An 18,818-nucleotide genomic window follows, 5' to 3' on the forward strand; every position below is an offset into this window, starting at 1 on the left:
AACTCGGCCTTTGGCCTCGCCCTTCGGGCCATCACCTGATGTGATGTTGTCTCGCTTTGCGAGACTCGAACCTTTACGGTTCTCATCCTGACGATTTAACACCTTGCTCTATTAAAGAGTGGTGGGTCGTGCAGGATTCGAACCTGCGACCAATTGATTAAAAGTCAACTGCTCTACCAACTGAGCTAACGACCCGCACTGATGTGGTTTACTGCTGATGGCGAATAGGTTATTGGAACCGACTCGCGGAAAACAAGGATGGGGATGTTCAGGACAACTCGACGGGTACTCGACTCGGACCTTTACTTGCCACATCAAACCGATTCTGAAGCTGCCATTCTTAAAGAATGGTGGGTCGTGCAGGATAACTCGGCCTTTAGCCTCGCCCTTGCGGGCCATCACCGGAGTGATGTTGTCTCGCTGCGCGAGACTCGAACCTTTACGGTTCTCATCCTTTACGATTCTCTATCGCAGCCATTCGCGAAGAATGGTGGGTCGTGCAGGATTCGAACCTGCGACCAATTGATTAAAAGTCAACTGCTCTACCAACTGAGCTAACGACCCGCAATTTCCCTGCCGCTTTAACATCTTGCAAGATGTCTTGGCAACGGCGGCATATATTACTAATTTATCTTGGCAGCGCAACCTAAATTTTTTACTGATACGTTCAACTGCTTGTTCTTCACGCGAATGAGCCCAGAAATCGGTCAAATCGACTAACTTCTGGGCTCATTTTTCTGACTATTAACCGCCTACGCGACTTTTCGCCTGTTTGGCCGCCGCACTGGTTGGGTATTGTTTAATCACCTGCTGGAACACGGCTTTGGCTTTATCGGCCTGCCCTTTCTCCTGCATGATGATACCCACCTTGTACATGGCGTCCGGCGCCTTCGGTGATTTCGCGTAATTCTTCACCACCACCGCAAAATAGTAGGCCGCGTCGTCTTTTTTACCCTTGTTGTAGAACAACTGACCCAGCCAATAGTTGGCGTTGGGCTGATAGGTAGACTTCGGGTACTGTTTTACGAAGGACTGAAAGGCAGAAATCGCCTGGTCATACTGTTTTTTTTCCAGCGCCAGAGAAACAGCGGCGTTGTAGTCGCTGTTCTCATCACCGCCGCTCGGCGTTGCAGACGCGGCTGCAGGCGCGCTGCTGCCCGCATCGGAAGATGCGCCTGCGGCTGCCCCACCGGCAGCGCCCGCGGCCGCAGGCGCATTCTGAGCGCCACCCTGGCTGAGGCTATCCATCTGCTGATAGATTTGCTTCTGGCGTTCAACCACCTGATTCAACTGATACTGACTTTCCTGGATTTGCCCACGGAGAGAATCAATGTCGCGTTGGTTATCAGAGAGTTGTTGCTGGAGTTGGTTTAAAAGCTGGCCTTGAGCATTGCTGATGCGCTCAAGCGAGGTGACGCGGTCTTCGACCGAGCCGGAGCCGACATTACTGATTGGCGCTTGGGCAGTAGCGGCCCAGGGGGCCGCTACGCCAACCAGTAACGACAGACTCAACAGGTGACGTCTGAAGTTACTGTTCATGCGATTCTCTTAGTAAACCAGAACGGCACGACGGTTTTTAGCATAAGCCGCTTCGTCGTGGCCCAGTACTGCTGGTTTTTCTTTACCGTAAGAAACGATAGAGATCTGGTCAGCGGAAACGCCTTTACCCTGCAGGTACATTTTAACGGCGTTAGCACGGCGCTCACCCAGAGCGATGTTGTATTCCGGCGTGCCGCGTTCGTCAGCGTGGCCTTCAACGGTCACTTTGTAAGACGGGTTGTTACGCAGGAATGCAGCGTGCGCGTCCAGCATCTGAGCGAATTCGGAGCTAACGTCATACTTGTCCAGGCCGAAGTAAACGATGTTGTTCTTCTGCAGTTCTTGCATCTGCAGACGAGCTTGTTCTTCGGAAGACAGGTTGCTGCTGCCGTTTTCCATACCAGTGCCAGCGCCCATACCAGATTGGTCGTTGTTCGCGCTTTTGTTAGAACTACAAGCTGCTACAGCCAGAACTGGCAGTGCCAGCAGAAGCCCTTTCAGCACTTTGTTCAGTTGCATTTCTTTGATCCTTTTATAGTTTGCCATACATATTTACACATGCATCACAGATACGGCGACCAGGCAGGGAATTTGACCTGTCCATCAGTTGCCGGAAGACGCGCTTTGAAACGCCCATCAGTTGACACCAACTGCAGCACGGAGCCCATACCTTGCGTGGAGCTATAGATCACCATGGTGCCGTTTGGCGCAATACTAGGCGTTTCATCCAGGAAGGTGCCGGTCAAAACCTGAACGGCGCCCGATCCAAGATCTTGTTTGGCGATGTGTTGTGCACCACTGTTGGTGCTCACCATCACCAGGAATTTACCGTCGGAGCTGACTTCAGAATCCTGGTTCTGAGAGCCTTCCCACGTCAGACGCTGTGCGGCACCGCCGCTGGCGCTGATTTTATAAATTTGCGGACGCCCGCCCTGGTCGGAAGTAAACGCCAGCGACTGGCCATCCGGGAACCAGGTCGGTTCGGTGTTGTTGTTGCGACCATCGGTCAGCTGCGTGATCTGGCCGGAGCCGAGGTTCATCACGTACAGGTTCAGGCTCCCGCTCTTGGACAGCGCGAAGGCCAGCTTGCTGCCGTCCGGCGAGAACGCCGGCGCACCGTTGTGGCGCGGGAACGAGGCGATCTGGCGGATTGCGCCGTTAGCCAGGGTTTGCACCACCAGCGCGGAACGGCCGCTCTCGAAGGTCACGTAAGCCAGTTTGCTGCCGTCCGGCGACCAGGCCGGTGACATCAGCGGCTCAGGCGAACGGTGCACCGTGAACTGGTTGTAACCGTCGTAATCCGCTACGCGCAGCTCATACGGGAATTTCCCGCCGTTGGTCTGCACGACGTAGGCGATACGGGTACGGAACGCGCCCTTGATGCCGGTCAGCTTCTCGAACACTTCGTCGCTGGCGGTATGGGCAGAATAACGCAACCACTGTTTGGTCACTTTATACTGGTTTTGCGCCAATACGGTGCCCGGCGAACCCGAGGTGTCCACCAGTTGGTAGGAGATCAGGTAGCTGCCGTCGGCGCCAGGTTGAACCTGGCCGACAACCACGGCGTCGATGCCCAATGCAGTCCAGGCCGCCGGCGTCACTTCAGACGCGGAGGTCGGTTGCTGCGGCATGCGCGCCACGTCGATCGGGTTGAATTTGCCGCTGTTGCGCAGATCCGCGCCGACAATCTTGCCGATATCTTCCGGCGGCGTGCCTGGGCCCGCCCACTTAAACGGCACCACGCCAATCGGGCGAGCGGAGTCGACCCCTTGGGTGATTTCAATGCGAACTTCCGCGTGCAGCACGGACGCCCACAGAATTAAAAAACCTAGCGCTACTCGAAATGCCTGCTTCATCTCATCTCCCTTATCCAGGCGGGATGCCTGCGATAAATTAGCAGAATTTTAACAAACCAACTTACGTAAAACTACATAATCCCTGTTGGTTACCTTAGTACATCCCTGTGATCTTACTCAGCTCAAACAACCATTATTAAGGTTTGAATTCAAGGGTAGCATTCTTAACATGCTGATAAACGGCATCGCTCGGCGGCTTCGGTATATGCGCCAACTTGGCGGCAGATACCGCGGCCTGGCACAATGCCGGATCGCCTCCCGCCGGTTGTACACTTATCAGCAGGCCGTCCGGCGCCAGCTTGATACGCAGGTCACAGGTTTTTCCGGCGAACGAACTGGCGTCATAGAACTTGCTTTCAATCGCGTTTTTAACCTGCCCAATATAACCATTGATATCCGCCCCGCTGGCGCCTGCCGCCTTGGCATTGCCCTGCCCGGCCGGTTTACCATCACCTTTCGATTTGGCACCGCCGCCCTTCGGCGCGTTCTTGCCGTCCGCCAGGCCGCCAAGCAGATCGCTCACTTCATCCGATTGTTTCGCAGCCTCAGCGGCAGCCTTCTTCTTGGCGTCCGCAGCGGCTTTCTTGGCTGCCGCAGCTTTCTCAGCGGCGGCCGCTTTCTTCTCTGCCTCAGCGGCAGCCTTCTTCTCGGCTTCCGCTGCGGCTTTTTTCTCGGCTTCAGCGGCCGCTTTCTTCTCCGCGGCCTCTGCGGCTTTTTGCTCTGCGGCGGCAGCTGCGGCTTTCTTCGCCTCTTCCGCCTGTTTCTTGGCGGCGGCAGCGGCGGCCGCTTCTTTCTTGGCTTCCGCTTCGGCTTTCTTCTGCGCGTCCGCCTGTGCCTTGGCGACCTTTTCCGCTTCGGCCTTCGCCTTGGCGGCGGCGGCTTCGGCGACCTTCTGTTGCTCTTTGGCCTTGGCTGCGGCGGCTTCCGCCGCTTTTTGCTGCTCGGCGGCCTGTTTCTGCTGCTCCGCTGCCTTCTGCTGTTGCTCAGCCTGCGCCTTGGCGTCCTGCGCAGCTTTCTCCTGCGCCGCCAAACGCTCTTTCTCCAGCTCCTTCAGGCGCTGTTGCTGCTCCGCCTGCTTCTGCTGAAGCTCTTCGGCCTGTTGCTCCGCCTTTTTCTGGCGCTGCTTCTCGGCACGCTGCGCATCGTTGCTCTGCTGCTGCTGGCGGTTGTATTGCTCCACCACCGCGCCAGGATCGACCATCACTGCGCCCACCACGGTGCCATCACCGCCACCGCCGGCGCCCATGTCGACCTTTTCCTGCAGCGATCCCCAAATCAGCAGGGCAATCAATATGAAGTGCAGAACGACCGAAACAATAACGGCGCGGTTCAGCTTATCGTTTTGCTCAGTTGCCTTTACCAAAATAGATTCCCAAAAACTGGTGTTGCTTATACGGGGTTCCTGGGCCGCAGCGCAGGAACCGGGTTGCCGTTCGCCTCACGGTCAGATCGGCTGGGTCATCAGCCCCACGGAAGCCACGCCCGCCTGATGGAGAATATTCAATGCCTTGATAATCTCATCGTAAGGGACTTCCTTCGCACCGCCGATCAAAAAGACCGTTTTCGGGTTAGCCGCCAAACGCGACTTGGCTTCGGCCGCGACTTGCTCAGGCGGCAGCAGCTCCATACGGTTGTGATCCACCACCAGGGTGTATTGACCTACGCCGGAAACCTCAAGGATCACCGGCGGATTGTCATCGCTGGACACCGTTTTGGAATCGGTGGCGTCCGGCAGGTCAACCTCCACGCTCTGCGTGATGATTGGCGCGGTTGCCATAAAGATCAGCAGCAGCACCAGCAACACGTCGAGCAGCGGAACGATGTTAATTTCGGACTTCAGCTCGCGCCGACTACGTCCACGTACTCTCGCCATGCTACCTCCTACTTATTTGCTGTCGCTGGAGAAGGCCTGACGATGCAGAATAGCGGTGAACTCTTCCATAAAGTTGTCGTAATTCTGCTCAAGCTTGTTGACGCGCTGGTTGAGACGGTTGTAGGCCATTACCGCCGGGATAGCGGCGAACAGACCGATCGCGGTGGCGATCAGCGCTTCGGCGATACCCGGCGCCACCATCTGCAGCGTGGCTTGCTTCACCGCGCCCAGCGCGATAAATGCGTGCATGATCCCCCACACGGTACCGAACAGGCCGATGTACGGGCTGATCGAACCGACGGTGCCGAGGAACGGAATATGGGTTTCCAGCGTTTCCAGCTCGCGGTTCATCGAAATGCGCATCGCGCGCGACGCCCCTTCGATCACCGACTCCGGCGCATGGTTGTTGGCGCGGTGCAGGCGAGCGAACTCTTTGAAGCCGGAATGGAAGATCTGCTCGGAACCGGTCAGGCTATCGCGACGCGCCTGACTTTCCTGGTACAGACGGGAAAGCTCGATACCGGACCAGAATTTGTCTTCAAAGGCTTCGGCGTCACGCGTCGCCGCATTGAGGATGCGGGTGCGCTGAATGATGATCGCCCAAGAGGCTACCGAGAAGCATATCAAAATCAACATGATAAGCTTAACCAGCAGGCTCGCCTTCAAGAATAAATCTAGGATGTTCATGTCAGTCACTGCTTAAACTCCGCGACAATAGACTTAGGAAGCGCTCTTGGCTTCATTTGGTGTGGATCAATACAGGCAATCAGGACATCTGCCTGGCTCAGTAGAGCCCCGTCAGAATTGACAATGCGTTGAGCAAACGTGAGAGAAGCCCCGCGCAGACAGGTGATTTCGCTCTGGACCTCCAGTTGCTCGTCGAGACGAGCCGGAGCCAGATAATCCACCGTCATGCGCCGGACGACAAAAGCGACTTGTTCACTGAGCAGCTGCTGTTGATGAAAGTTGTGCTGACGCAGCATCTCTGTGCGCGCTCTTTCAAAAAAGGCGACGTAGCGGGCGTGATAGACCACACCACTGGCATCGGTATCCTCGTAGTAAACGCGAACCGGCCATCGAAACAACGTATTACTCACTCTACTTCCCAGCAATGCAATTTAACGCTGCTACTATACGCAAGACGGATCGGGTTGGGAATGGGTTACAAGATGGGAATGAAAATAATTATGGGCCGTGAGGGCCCATAACAAGGGGACATCGGGGAGATTATAAAGAAACGTAAAGTAATCCTGCGCACAAGATCACAATGGCGGGAAGCGGCGCGAAAAAAGCGCGCCAGACGCTGCGCTGCGGGCGGAATCCGAAACCGTGGATCACCCCGGCGCACACCGCCCAAATCAGCAACAGCCCTTCCCAAATCTCCAGCGAGCTGGTTTTGGCGGCGAAACGCGTCGGATCCCAGAACACGCACCCCGCCAAAATCAACGCCAGCACCAGGGAAAGGGCCCGGATCGGGCCCTTGTCGGTGACAGCGTACAGCTTGTCAATCACGGACGAGCTCATCACTTACCGTCTTGCTGAGCTTTGGTCGCTTCGCTCTGCTCAAGCGCCAGCGCCGTGATGATGCCGAAGGCGCAGGCAAGAAGCGTTCCGAGAATCCAGGCAAAATACCACATGGTTTAGCTCCTTATCCTTAGTACAGCGAATGCTTGTTGTTTTCGATGTAGTTCTTGTCGAGGCGACCGAACATTTTGTAGTACGACCAGCTGGTGTACGCCAAAACGATAGGCACGAAGATCGCCGCCACGACGGTCATCACTTTCAGCGTCAACAGGCTCGAGGTCGCGTCCCACATGGTCAGGCTGACGTTAGGCACGGTGCTGGACGGCATCACGAACGGGAACATGGTGACCCCGGCGGTGAGGATGACGCAGGCGATGGTCAACGACGAGGTGACGAACGCCAGCGCGCCCTTCTCCAGACGCGAGAACAGGATGGTGAACAACGGCAGCACCACGCCCAGCGCAGGCAACGCCCACAGCAGCGGATACTTGTTGAAGTTGATCAGCCAGGCACCGGCCTGATGCGCCACTTCTTTACGCATCGGGTTGGATTCCGCCATGGTGTCCAGCGCCGACGTCACGACGAAGCCGTCGATGCCTTTCACCAGCCATACACCCGCCAACAGGAAGCACACCGCCATGAGCAGCGTCGCGATCTGTGCCGCAGCGCGTGAACGCAGGTGGATCTCGCCGGTGGTGCGCATTTGCAGGTAGGTCGCGCCCTGGGTGACCAGCATGGTCAGGCTGACCACGCCCGCCAACAGACCGAACGGATTCAGCAGTTGGAAGAAATTACCGGTGTAGAACAGGCGCATGTACTCGTCCATGTGGAACGGCACGCCCTGCAGCAGGTTGCCGAACGCCACGCCGAATACCACCGCAGGCACGAAGGAGCCGATGAAGATGCCCCAGTCCCACATGTTGCGCCAGCGGCTGCTCTCCAGCTTGGAGCGGTAGTCGAAACCGACCGGGCGGAAGAACAAGGCGGCCAGCACCAGGATCATGGCGACGTAGAAGCCGGAGAAGGCCGCTGCGTAGACCATCGGCCAGGCGGCGAACAGCGCGCCGCCGGCGGTGATCAGCCACACCTGGTTACCGTCCCAGTGCGGGGCGATGGAGTTGATCATCACCCGGCGCTCGGTATCGGTTTTCCCGATGATGCGCACCAGAATGCCGACGCCCATGTCGAAACCGTCGGTGACGGCGAAGCCGATCAGCAGTACGCCAACCAGGACCCACCAAATAAATCGCAGTACTTCATAGTCAAACATACGTGGACTCCTGTTTAGCGCGCTTCCTGCACGGCGGCAGTCGGTTGTTCAAAGTGATAGCGGCCGGTTTTCAGGCTGCTTGGACCCAGACGCGCAAACTTGAACATCAGGTACAATTCAGCCACCAGGAACAGGGTGTACAAGCCGCAGATCAGCCCCATCGAGAACAGAATGTCGCCCGCAGTCAGCGAAGAGTTGGCGACCGCCGTCGGCAGCACCTCACCAATCGCCCACGGTTGACGGCCGTACTCCGCCACGAACCAACCGGACTCGATCGCGATCCAAGGCAGCGGCAAACCGTACAGTGCGGCGCGGTGCAGCCATTTTTTCTGGCCGATGCGGCCGCGGATCACGTTCCAGAACGACAGGCCGATGATCAACAGCATGATCACGCCACAGGCCACCATGATGCGGAAGGCGAAGTACAGCGGCGCCACGCGCGGAATGGAGTCCTTGGTCGCCAGCTGGATCTGCGCTTCCGTCGCGTCGGTGACGTTCGGGGTATAGCGCTTCAGCAGCATGCCGTAGCCCAGGTCTTGCTTGGTTTTGTTGAATTCGGCGCGTACCGCAGGATCGGTGTTGCCGCCGCGCAGCTCTTCCAGCAGCTGGTAGGCTTTCATCCCGTTGCGGATGCGCACTTCATGCTGCGCCATCAGATCTTTCAGGCCGGTGACCTGAGTGTCCGTGGAGCGGGTGGCGATCAGGCCAAGCGCATACGGGATCTGAATAGAGAAGGAGTTTTCCATCTTGTCCTGATCGGGAATGCCGAACAGGGTGAAGGACGCCGGTGCCGGCTGGGTGTCCCATTCCGCTTCGATAGCGGCCAGTTTGGTTTTCTGCACGTCGCCCATTTCGTAGCCGGATTCATCACCCAGAACGATAACGGACAGAATGGCAGCCATACCGAAGCTGGCAGCGATGGCGAAGGAGCGCTTGGCAAAGGCGATGTCGCGGCCTTTCAGCAGGTAGTAGGAGCTGATGCCCAGCACGAACATCGCGCCGCAGGTGTAGCCGGAAGCCACGGTGTGAACGAATTTCACCTGCGCAACCGGGTTAAGCACCAGTTCGGAGAAGCTGACCATCTCCATGCGCATGGTTTCGAAGTTGAAATCCGAAGCGATCGGGTTCTGCATCCAGCCGTTGGCGACCAGGATCCACAGCGCGGACAGGTTGGAGCCGAGGGCCACGAACCAGGTTACCGCCATGTGCTGTACCTTGCTCAGACGATCCCAGCCGAAGAAGAACAGGCCGACCAGCGTCGATTCAAGGAAGAACGCCATCAGACCTTCGATAGCCAGAGGGGCCCCGAAGATATCGCCGACGTAGTGAGAGAAATACGACCAGTTAGTCCCGAACTGGAACTCCATGGTCAAACCGGTGGCCACACCCAGAGCAAAGTTAATCGCAAATAACTTTCCCCAGAATTTGGTCATGTCTTTATAGATTTGTTTGCCAGACAGGACATATACCGTTTCCATAATTGCCAGCAAGAACGCCATACCGAGCGTTAATGGGACAAATAAGAAATGGTACATCGCCGTTAAAGCAAACTGTAAGCGCGACAGTTCGACAATATCAAACATCTTGACTCCTTGCTCCTCGCAGGAAGACTCCGACACGCGGTTATCGGCACGCTTCTTTCAAAGCCGCCAGTAACGCCCCGCAGTGAATGCCCTTAAACACAACAAATTTGATCCAGCTTCTCCGCTTTCAACCGCACACTCGGCCAATAGCCCCTCGGGCCGCCGACAAGCACGCCACTGAAAACCGACAACGGGTAACAAATGCAACAAGATCAACCATCCATAATCACAACATGGATGATACTCGCCCAATCCCACACAATAAATAGGTTTTTACGTGACGTGGGTTAGACTTTTGGTTACAGGTCAAATCTTAGCCGAAAGAGGTACTTCGGGCTAATTTGATCTGAGACAATTTAAGCCTATCCGCATCTTATTTCCATATTCATCAGCACATTTCGCGTAATTTTCTTAGGGTCATGTTGCGCAATGGTTTAATTGTTTTTTAATGATATTTTTGTGTTAAATAAATGTAATTTAAAATGGCCGCCATTGTATTATTACGCGCTTATTATGCGACATAATTAACCTTTTATTTCCAATAAGCCGTGACAGTGATAGCAGTCACAAAACAACAAATCTCTCTCCAATATTAGTCTATTTCTCGCGATGGGATCGTAAAGGTTGCGATTTTGTAGCAAAATGACCACTTATGTTAAAATTGCATTGAGTGACAATAACTTATGAAAAAAATCATCTTTGCCTCTGTCTTGGGACTCTCGGGAAACGTCATGGCCGCCGAAACGGTAAATATCACCCTGCTGGGTACTTCCGATCTGCACGGCACCTTCGTGCCCTGGGACTACGCCAGCGACACGGAAAATCTGGCGGGCAGCCTGAGCCAGATAGCCACTCAGGTCAAAAAGGTGCGGGCCGAGCAGCCCAACCTGATCCTGGTGGACGCCGGCGACACCATTCAGGGCAACTTCGTCGAAACCTTCAAGCATGAGGCCGTCAGCCCGATGATGCTGGGCCTCAACGCGCTCAATTACGATGTCTGGGTGATGGGTAACCACGAGTTCGACTTCGGCCTACCGGTGCTGGCTACGCCGCTCAAGCAGTTCAAAGGCGCGGCGCTGGCGGGCAATATCGTCTGGGACAACGGCAAGCCCTACCTGCCGGCCTACACCATCGTCGAACGCCAGGGGGTGAAAATTGGCATTATCGGCATGGACACGCCGATGACCGCGGAATTCGCCAAGGGCACCGATCGCATCAAAGGGTTGAACTTCACCGATCCGGTGCAGGCGGTGAAACAGGTCATCAGGCAAATCGACGGCCAGGTCGACGCCATCGTGCTGGTGGCGCATATGGGCATCGACAACGAGAACCAGCGCCCCGGCACCGGCGTGGCCGACATCGCCAACGCCAACCCGGAGCTGGCGGCGATCGTCGCCGGCCACATGCATGTTAAGATCGACAAAGCGGTGGTTAACGGCGTCATCATCACCGAGCCGGATAAATACGGCCGCGCGCTGTCGCGCATCGACCTGCAGTTTGAACGCCGCGACGGCAAATTCACGCTGATCGACAAAAACAGCTACACCTACCCGATCAAAGGGCTGGCGCCGGACAGCGCCATGCAAGCGCTCTACCAGCCGTACCATGACATTTTGCGCGCCAACGCCAACCGGGTCGTGGCGAAGCTGAGCGGCAGCGATCTGGTGCCCGCCGACGAGTTTCGCGGCATTCCCCAGGTGCACGTGCAGGATACCGGCATCAGCGCGCTGTTCCAGCAGGCCGCCCGCCACTATGCGCCGCTGGCTCAGGTGATCGCCCTGCAGATCGACAACGATCGCGCCAAATTGAACGTCGGCGACATCAAAGCCAAGGACATCGCCTTTAACTACCAATACGCCGGCGGCGAGATCACCGTTTATCAGCTCAACGGCAAAGCGCTTAAACGCTACATGGAGTGGTCCGCCGACTATTTCAATCAGCTGCAGCCGGGCGACGTCACCTACAGCTTTAACCCGGCGCGGCGATCGTCCAAATATTCCACCAACGATTTCTTCGACGGCGTCACTTACACCATCGATCTGCGCCAGCCCGCCGGTTCGCGCATCGTCGATCTGCGCCTGGCGGACGGCACGCCGGTCACCGACGACATGCCGATCCGCCTGGGCATGAACAGTTACCGCATGGGCCACCTGACGCAAAAGGGCGGCGCGTTGGAGGGGCAATCCTTCCCGGTACTGTTTGACAGCAAAGCGCAATACGGTGAAGAAGAAGGCACCATTCGCCACCTGGCTCTGCGCTACCTGGCGGAAGTGAAACACGGCCAGTATCAGGGCGTGACGCCGCAGCGCTGGAAGCTGGTCGGCATGGAGGGGTACGAGCCGCAGCGGGCGATCGTCAAACGGCTGCTCAATGAAGGCGTTATCCAGGTGCCGACCACCGACGATGGCCGCTACACCAACGTCGCCTCGATCAACGTCAAAGACGCGCTGTTCCGCAACGCCGACGAATACCGCACCGCCCTCACCTCGCTGGAAAAACAGCGGCAAACCGCCGCGGATCCGGTGCAACAGCGCCGCCTGCAGGATCGGATCGCGCTGATCAAGGCACTCAACGATTTCTGATCTTCCCCCATAAAAAAGGCCACCCAATGGGTGGCCAAACATGTCGAGATATTGTTATTTCGTACTAAGATCTTAGCGCTTCAGCACCGCTTTTACCGCGTCGCCGATGTCCGCCAGGCTGCGAACGGTTTTCACGCCCGCCGCTTCCAGCGCAGCAAACTTCTCGTCCGCCGTGCCTTTGCCGCCTGCGATGATGGCGCCGGCGTGGCCCATACGCTTGCCTTTCGGCGCGGTTACGCCGGCGATGTAGCCGACAACCGGTTTGGTGACGTGTTCTTTGATGTAAGCTGCCGCTTCTTCTTCAGCGCTGCCGCCGATCTCACCGATCATCACGATCGCTTCGGTCTGCGGATCCTGCTGGAACATCTTCAGGATATCGATGAAGTTGGAGCCCGGGATCGGGTCGCCGCCGATGCCCACGCAGGTGGACTGGCCCAGACCGGCATCGGTGGTTTGTTTCACCGCTTCATAGGTCAGGGTACCGGAGCGGGAAACGATGCCCACTTTGCCCGGCAGGTGGATGTGGCCAGGCATGATGCCGATTTTGCACTCGCCCGGGGTGATCACGCCAGGGCAGTTCGGCCCGATCATGCGCACGCCGGCTTCGTCCAGCTTCACTTTCACGGTCAGCATGTCCAGGGTCGGGATGCCTTCGGTGATGGTGATGATCAGTTTGATGCCGGCATCGATCGCTTCCAGGATGGAGTCTTTGCAGAAAGGCGCTGGAACGTAGATGACCGAGGCAGTCGCGCCGGTCGCTTCAACCGCTTCGCGCACGGTGTTGAACACCGGCAGACCCAGATGCTGAGTACCGCCTTTGCCCGGGGTTACGCCGCCAACCATTTTGGTGCCGTAAGCGATAGCTTGTTCGGAGTGGAAAGTCCCCTGGCTACCGGTGAAGCCCTGGCAAATTACTTTGGTGTTCTTATCGATTAAAATGGACATTATTTACCCTCCACTGCTGCAACAACTTGCTGAGCCGCATCAGTCAGGCTGGTCGCAGCAATGATATTCAGGCCGCTGTCCGCCAGTTTCTTGGCGCCCAGTTCGGCGTTGTTCCCTTCCAGACGCACCACGACCGGGACGTTAACGCCCACTTCGGCCACTGCGCCGATGATGCCGTCGGCGATCAGATCGCAACGTACGATACCACCGAAGATATTAACCAGAACCGCTTTCACCTTGTCATCGGACAGGATGATTTTGAACGCTTCGGTCACGCGCTCTTTGGTCGCGCCGCCGCCAACGTCCAGGAAGTTGGCCGGTTCGCCGCCGTGCAGTTTAACGATGTCCATGGTGCCCATCGCCAGACCGGCGCCGTTAACCATGCAGCCGATGTTGCCGTCGAGGGCAACGTAGTTCAGCTCCCACTGAGCCGCACGGGATTCGCGCTCGTCTTCCTGAGAAGGGTCACGCATTTCACGCAGTTCCGGCTGGCGGAACAGGGCATTGCCGTCGGCGCCCAGTTTGCCGTCCAGGCACACCAGATCGCCCTGCTTGGTGATCACCAGCGGGTTGATCTCAACCATCGCCAGATCGCGCTCCAGGAACAGCGTCGCCAGGCCCATGAAGATCTTGGCGAACTGGCTGACTTGCTTACCGGTCAGGCCCAGTTTGAAGGCCAGCTCACGGCCCTGATAAGGCTGTGGACCCGCCAGCGGATCGATGGTCATTTTGTGGATCAGTTCTGGGGTTTCTTCCGCCACCTTCTCGATTTCCACGCCGCCTTCGGTAGACGCCATGAACACCACGCGACGGGTAGAACGATCCACTACCGCGCCCAGGTACAGCTCTTTATCGATGTCGGTCGCCGCTTCTACCAGGATCTGGTGAACCGGCTGGCCCAGCGCGTCAGTCTGGTAAGTCACCAGACGCTTGCCCAACCAGGCTTCCGCGAAAGCACGGATATCTTCTTTGCTGTTGACGACTTTAACGCCGCCCGCTTTACCACGGCCGCCAGCATGAACCTGACATTTCACCACCCACGGGCCGGAGCCGATTTTGGATGCGGCTTCTTCTGCTTCACGCGGAGTGGTACAGGCGTAACCGGTTGGTGCCGGCATGCCATACCGAGCAAACAGCTGTTTTGCCTGATATTCGTGTAAATTCATGATGTTCTATCCATTCAGTTCTGAAGGTTTTTAGCCGGACCATTATTACGCGGTAAACCGCATGGTTTTCCGGCCACATAGCACAGAGTGCGGGCGCGGCATGCCGCGCCCGGCAAGGGTTACTAGACGTCCAGCAGCAGACGAGCCGGATCTTCCAGCATCTCTTTGACCGTCACCAGATAACCGACGGATTCTTTACCGTCGATCAGGCGGTGGTCATAAGACAGCGCCAGATACATCATCGGCTGGATCACCACCTGACCATTGACCGCCATTGGGCGATCTTTGATGGCGTGCATGCCCAGGATGGCGCTCTGCGGCGGGTTGATGATCGGAGTGGACATCAGGGAGCCGAATACGCCGCCGTTGGTAATGGTGAAGTTACCGCCGGTCAGCTCTTCAACGGTCAGTTTGCCGTCGCGGCCCTTAACGGCCAGCTCTTTGATTTTCTTCTCGATGTCAGCCATGCTCATGGCGTCCACATCGCGCAGTACCGGCGTCACCAGGCCGCGCGGAGTAGAAACCGCGATGCTGATGTCGAAGTAGTTGTGGTAAACCACGTCGGAACCGTCGATCGACGCGTTCACTTCCGGGAAGCGCTTCAGCGCTTCAACCACGGCCTTGATGTAGAAGGACATGAAGCCCAGACGCACGCCGTGGCGCTTCTCGAAGGCTTCGCCGTACTGCTTGCGCAGGTCCATGATCGGCTGCATGTTGATTTCGTTGAAGGTGGTCAGCATCGCGGTGCTGTTCTTCGCTTCCAGCAGACGCTCGGCGACGCGTTTGCGCAGGCGGGTCATCGGCACGCGTTTTTCGCTGCGGCCGGCCAGAGCAGGCTGCGGTGCGGCTTCAGCAGCAGCGGCCGGTTTGGCAGCGGCGCCGCCTTTGGCCAGGTGCGCTTCCACGTCTTCACGCGTGATGCGGCCACCCACGCCGGTGCCTTTGATGGCGCCGGCATCGAGGTCGTGTTCGGCGATCAGGCGGCGAATCGCCGGGCTGAGCGCGTCATTGCTTTCTTCTTCCAGGCTCGCGGTAGCGCGCTGTGCAGGCGTGGCTTCTTTCTCCTGGCTCTTCTCAGCGGTCGGCTTGCCGGAGCTATCGCCCGGACGGATGCGGCCAAGCAGCTGGCGAGACAGTACGGTCGCGCCCTCTTCTTCCACGATAGCATCGAGAATGCCCGCTTCACTGGCCGGCACTTCCAACACGACTTTGTCGGTTTCGATTTCAACCAGGACTTCATCACGCTGCACGCTGTCGCCCGGTTTTTTGTGCCAGGTGGCTACGGTCGCATCGGCAACCGATTCAGGAAGGTCAGGAACCAGAATATCTACGCTACTCATTTAGCTTTCCCTTAAGTTTTTTATCATCTGCTTGCCGGCCCTCGGCCGGCAAGCGAGCGAACATTAGTCAATATTCAGCGCGTCGTTCACCAGAGCCTGCTGCTGCTTCTGGTGTACGGACATATAGCCCACCGCCGGAGAGGCGGAGGCCGGACGTCCTGCGTAACGTAAAGAAGCCCCGAACGGCACCACTTCACGGAAGTTGTGTTGGCTGCAGTACCAGGCGCCCTGGTTCAGCGGCTCTTCCTGACACCAGACGAAATCATGCACGTGCGAGTATTGTTCCAGCACGGCCTGCACGGCCTGATGCGGGAACGGATACAGCTGCTCGATACGCACGATGGCCACGTCTTTCTGCTCGTTCTTGCGACGCTGTTCCAGCAGGTCGTAGTAGACCTTGCCGGAGCACAGCACGACGCGCTTGACCGCTTTCGGATCCAAGTCGTCGATCTCGCCGATCGCCGGCAGGAAGGTGCCGTTGGCCAGCTCGTCCAGCGAAGAAATCGCCAGCGGGTGACGCAGCAGCGACTTCGGCGACATCACCACCAGCGGACGGCGCATACCGCGCAGCGCCTGACGACGCAGCATATGGTAAACCTGCGCCGGCGTAGACGGGACGCACACCTGCATGTTCTGCTCTGCGCACAGCTGCAGATAGCGTTCCAGACGCGCGGAAGAGTGCTCAGGGCCCTGGCCTTCATAGCCGTGCGGCAGCAGCATCACCAGGCCGCACATACGGCCCCATTTTTGCTCGCCGGAGCTGATGAACTGGTCGATAACGACCTGTGCGCCGTTGGCGAAGTCACCGAACTGCGCTTCCCAGATGGTCAGCGTGCGCGGTTCCGCCGTGGCGTAGCCGTATTCGAACGCCAGCACCGCTTCTTCAGACAGCACGGAGTCCCAGACTTTGAATTCGCCCTGGCCGCTGTGGATGTTCGCCAGCGGAACGTAGACGGAACCGTTTTTCTGGTTGTGCACCACCGCATGACGGTGGAAGAAGGTGCCGCGGCCGGCGTCTTCACCGGAGATGCGGATCGGGATGCCTTCATCCGCCATGGTCGCGTAAGCCAGCGTTTCGGCAGCGCCCCAGTCGAACGGCTTGTTGCCCGCCGCCATCTCGGCGCGGTCAGCGTAGATTTTCGCCACGCGCGACTGCATTTCGATCGCTTCCGGCACGGTGCTGATGCGACGTGCCAGCTCCTGCAGGCGCTTCATCTCAACCTTGCTCGGGTACTCTTCGTCCCACTCGTGGTTCAGGTACGGTGACCAGGTGAAGGAGTGCAGGTTCATCGGACGCCACTCTTCAACCACGCAATCGCCGCGGTCGAGCGCGTCGCGGTACAGGTTGACCATTTCCGTGGCATCTTCCAGGCTGGCCACTTTCTGCTCGGTCAGAACGTCAGCGTAGATTTTGCGCGGCGTAGGGTGTTTCTTGATCTTCTGATACATCACCGGCTGGGTGGCACTCGGCTCGTCGGCCTCGTTGTGCCCATGGCGACGGTAGCAGACCAGATCGATCATCACGTCACGCTTAAAGGTGTTACGGAAATCCAACGCCAGGCGGGTGACAAAGGCCACGGCCTCCGGATCGTCCGCGTTAACGTGGAAGATCGGCGACTGAACCATTTTGGCGATGTCGGTGCAATATTCGGTAGAGCGCGCATCCAGCGGGTTGGAGGTGGTGAAACCAACCTGGTTGTTGATGACGATACGCACGGTGCCGCCCACTTCGTAGCCGCGAGCCTGAGACATGTTCAGGGTTTCCTGAACCACGCCCTGGCCGGTGATGGCGGCGTCGCCGTGGATGGTGATCGGCAGCACCATGTTGCTGCGCGCTTCGTCCAGACGATCGCGACGGGCGCGTACCGAGCCCATGACCACCGGGCTGACGATCTCCAGGTGCGACGGGTTGAACGCCAGCGCCAGGTGAACCATGCCGCCTTCGGTTTCCACGTCGGAAGAGAAGCCCTGGTGATATTTCACGTCACCGGTGCCGAGGTGTTCTTTATGCTTGCCGGCGAATTCGTCGAACAGATCGGCCGGCTTTTTGCCCAGCACGTTGATCAGCACGTTCAGACGGCCGCGGTGGGCCATGCCCAACACCACTTCGCGCGTGCCGTTCTTACCGGCGTGGCGCACCATCTCTTTCAGCATCGGCACCAGCGCGTCGCCGCCTTCCAGCGAGAAGCGTTTGGCACCCGGGAATTTGGCGCCCAGGTAACGTTCCAGGCCTTCCGCCGCGGTCAGCTCGTTCAGGAAACGGCGTTTTTCGTCGGCGGTAAAGCTGGCGCGCCCCACCACCGACTCGATGCGCTGTTGGATCCAGCGTTTCTCTTCGGTGTTGGTGATGTGCATGTACTCAGCGCCGATCGACCCGCAATAGGTCTGCTTCAGCGCGGCGTACAGATCGCCCAGCTTCATGGTTTCTTTGCCGATGGCGAAAGAGCCCACGTTGAAGGTTTCCTGGAAATCGGCTTCGGTCAGGTTGTGATAAGCGGGATCAAGGTCAGGAACTTGCTCGCGCTGCCACAGGCCGAGCGGATCGAGGTTGGCATGCTGATGCCCGCGGAAGCGGAAGGCGTTGATCAGCTGCAGTACCTTGACCTGTTTGGCGTCGGTTTCCGGATCGGTGATGGTGGTATTGTAGCGCGCGGAGTCTTTCGCCAGGCGGCGGAAGTAATCGCGCGTTTGAGAGTGAAGCTGATCGGGTTTGACACCCGCGGTTGGTAGCTGTTGAAAAATGGAACGCCAGCTATCTTCAACGGAACCCGGATCGGTTAAGAAGTCTTCATAGAGCTGCTCTATGTAAGACTGGTTCGCGCCCGCCAGATAGGAGGAATCCAGCCAGGCCTTCATTGCGCCGTTCTGCATCATGATCCCTTAAGCTTTGAAGCTTTAGTTTTCGCCGTGGTTAACATAATTACCGTGATGAATACGGTTTGCCGTAAAACGGTTCACTCGACGTACTTGCGGCCATGACGGCCCGATACGTTCTGTTATGGACCTTGCGGTCCCTTACAAGGAACCTCTAAAAACCGGCGGAAGAACCAGGCTGCATAGCGCCGCAGCCGCGGGTCAGTTTTTAGAGGTTCCCTCCCCTATGGGATGTGCGCCGGAAAAGAGCCCGGCGCAGCATCTCA

Annotated in this window: 16 protein-coding genes, 2 tRNA genes and 2 other RNA genes; 1 reads left to right on the top strand and 19 read right to left on the bottom strand. The window is 57.7% G+C overall.

The features are described from left to right. Position 1 precedes the first annotated feature (1 nt). From FUU19_RS08720 to cydA, 15 genes are all read right to left on the bottom strand, one after another. A non-coding RNA gene (locus FUU19_RS08720) (RtT sRNA) lies at positions 2-78 on the bottom strand. A gap of 41 nt (positions 79-119) precedes the next feature. After that, positions 120-195 (bottom strand) — tRNA-Lys (locus FUU19_RS08725). Between the two features lie 153 nt (positions 196-348). Continuing rightward, positions 349-473: non-coding RNA, RtT sRNA (locus FUU19_RS08730), on the bottom strand. 15 nt (positions 474-488) lie between these two features. After that, positions 489-564: transfer RNA gene (locus tag FUU19_RS08735), tRNA-Lys, on the bottom strand. Positions 565-744: 180 nt separating this feature from the next. Then, positions 745-1,539, bottom strand: a complete 795-nt coding sequence (gene cpoB, locus FUU19_RS08740; protein WP_230507110.1) for a cell division protein CpoB — start codon at positions 1,537-1,539, stop codon at positions 745-747. 9 nt (positions 1,540-1,548) lie between these two features. Then, on the bottom strand, positions 1,549-2,058 hold the full coding sequence (gene pal / locus FUU19_RS08745; RefSeq protein WP_025160033.1) for a peptidoglycan-associated lipoprotein Pal: 510 nt from the start codon (positions 2,056-2,058) through the stop codon (positions 1,549-1,551). Positions 2,059-2,102: 44 nt separating this feature from the next. Continuing rightward, complete coding sequence (tolB, locus tag FUU19_RS08750) at positions 2,103-3,395, bottom strand: Tol-Pal system beta propeller repeat protein TolB (RefSeq protein WP_004939856.1); 1,293 nt, start codon at positions 3,393-3,395, stop codon at positions 2,103-2,105. Between the two features lie 136 nt (positions 3,396-3,531). Further along, the gene (gene tolA, locus FUU19_RS08755; protein WP_202669084.1) at positions 3,532-4,758 is read right to left on the bottom strand and encodes a cell envelope integrity protein TolA; all 1,227 of its coding nucleotides are present in this window, start codon (positions 4,756-4,758) and stop codon (positions 3,532-3,534) included. 81 nt (positions 4,759-4,839) lie between these two features. After that, complete coding sequence (gene tolR, locus FUU19_RS08760) at positions 4,840-5,268, bottom strand: colicin uptake protein TolR (RefSeq protein ID WP_004939859.1); 429 nt, start codon at positions 5,266-5,268, stop codon at positions 4,840-4,842. 12 nt (positions 5,269-5,280) lie between these two features. Continuing rightward, the gene (gene tolQ / locus FUU19_RS08765; RefSeq protein WP_004939862.1) at positions 5,281-5,964 is read right to left on the bottom strand and encodes a Tol-Pal system protein TolQ; all 684 of its coding nucleotides are present in this window, start codon (positions 5,962-5,964) and stop codon (positions 5,281-5,283) included. Continuing rightward, positions 5,961-6,365: a tol-pal system-associated acyl-CoA thioesterase gene (gene ybgC / locus FUU19_RS08770; RefSeq protein ID WP_025160034.1), complete on the bottom strand. Its 405-nt coding sequence runs from the start codon at positions 6,363-6,365 to the stop codon at positions 5,961-5,963. Before ybgC ends, tolQ begins: the two co-directional genes overlap by 4 nt. Before the next feature lie 130 nt (positions 6,366-6,495). Then, positions 6,496-6,792 carry a cyd operon protein YbgE gene (gene ybgE / locus FUU19_RS08775; protein ID WP_019454032.1) on the bottom strand — a complete coding sequence of 99 codons (297 nt, stop codon included), beginning with the start codon at positions 6,790-6,792 and terminating at the stop codon, positions 6,496-6,498. Beyond that, positions 6,792-6,905, bottom strand: a complete 114-nt coding sequence (gene cydX / locus FUU19_RS08780) for a cytochrome bd-I oxidase subunit CydX (protein WP_004939868.1) — start codon at positions 6,903-6,905, stop codon at positions 6,792-6,794. The genes ybgE and cydX overlap by 1 nt, the downstream gene beginning before the upstream one ends. Before the next feature lie 17 nt (positions 6,906-6,922). Further along, the gene (gene cydB, locus FUU19_RS08785) at positions 6,923-8,062 is read right to left on the bottom strand and encodes a cytochrome d ubiquinol oxidase subunit II (RefSeq protein ID WP_230490123.1); all 1,140 of its coding nucleotides are present in this window, start codon (positions 8,060-8,062) and stop codon (positions 6,923-6,925) included. Between the two features lie 14 nt (positions 8,063-8,076). Then, positions 8,077-9,645 (bottom strand): cytochrome ubiquinol oxidase subunit I, encoded by a 1,569-nt coding sequence (gene cydA / locus FUU19_RS08790; protein WP_019454034.1) that lies wholly within the window; start codon positions 9,643-9,645, stop codon positions 8,077-8,079. A gap of 683 nt (positions 9,646-10,328) precedes the next feature. Here cydA and FUU19_RS08795 point away from each other — a divergent pair. Next, positions 10,329-12,227, top strand: coding sequence for a bifunctional metallophosphatase/5'-nucleotidase (locus FUU19_RS08795; RefSeq protein WP_230490122.1), 1,899 nt, complete (start codon positions 10,329-10,331; stop codon positions 12,225-12,227). Positions 12,228-12,299: 72 nt separating this feature from the next. On the opposite strand, the gene sucD is transcribed toward FUU19_RS08795, so the two are convergent. From sucD to sucA, 4 genes are all read right to left on the bottom strand, one after another. After that, positions 12,300-13,172 (bottom strand): succinate--CoA ligase subunit alpha, encoded by an 873-nt coding sequence (gene sucD, locus FUU19_RS08800; RefSeq protein ID WP_004939878.1) that lies wholly within the window; start codon positions 13,170-13,172, stop codon positions 12,300-12,302. Continuing rightward, positions 13,172-14,338, bottom strand: a complete 1,167-nt coding sequence (gene sucC / locus FUU19_RS08805; protein ID WP_025301883.1) for an ADP-forming succinate--CoA ligase subunit beta — start codon at positions 14,336-14,338, stop codon at positions 13,172-13,174. Before sucC ends, sucD begins: the two co-directional genes overlap by 1 nt. 122 nt (positions 14,339-14,460) lie before the next feature. Then, a complete protein-coding gene (gene odhB / locus FUU19_RS08810) occupies positions 14,461-15,678 on the bottom strand; it encodes a 2-oxoglutarate dehydrogenase complex dihydrolipoyllysine-residue succinyltransferase (RefSeq protein ID WP_033637469.1) in 1,218 nt (405 codons plus the stop codon). 63 nt (positions 15,679-15,741) lie between these two features. Continuing rightward, on the bottom strand, positions 15,742-18,549 hold the full coding sequence (sucA, locus tag FUU19_RS08815) for a 2-oxoglutarate dehydrogenase E1 component (protein WP_025301881.1): 2,808 nt from the start codon (positions 18,547-18,549) through the stop codon (positions 15,742-15,744). Positions 18,550-18,818: the final 269 nt, after the last annotated feature.

Source organism: Serratia montpellierensis (assembly GCF_020858655.1).
Classification (GTDB): domain Bacteria; phylum Pseudomonadota; class Gammaproteobacteria; order Enterobacterales; family Enterobacteriaceae; genus Serratia; species Serratia montpellierensis.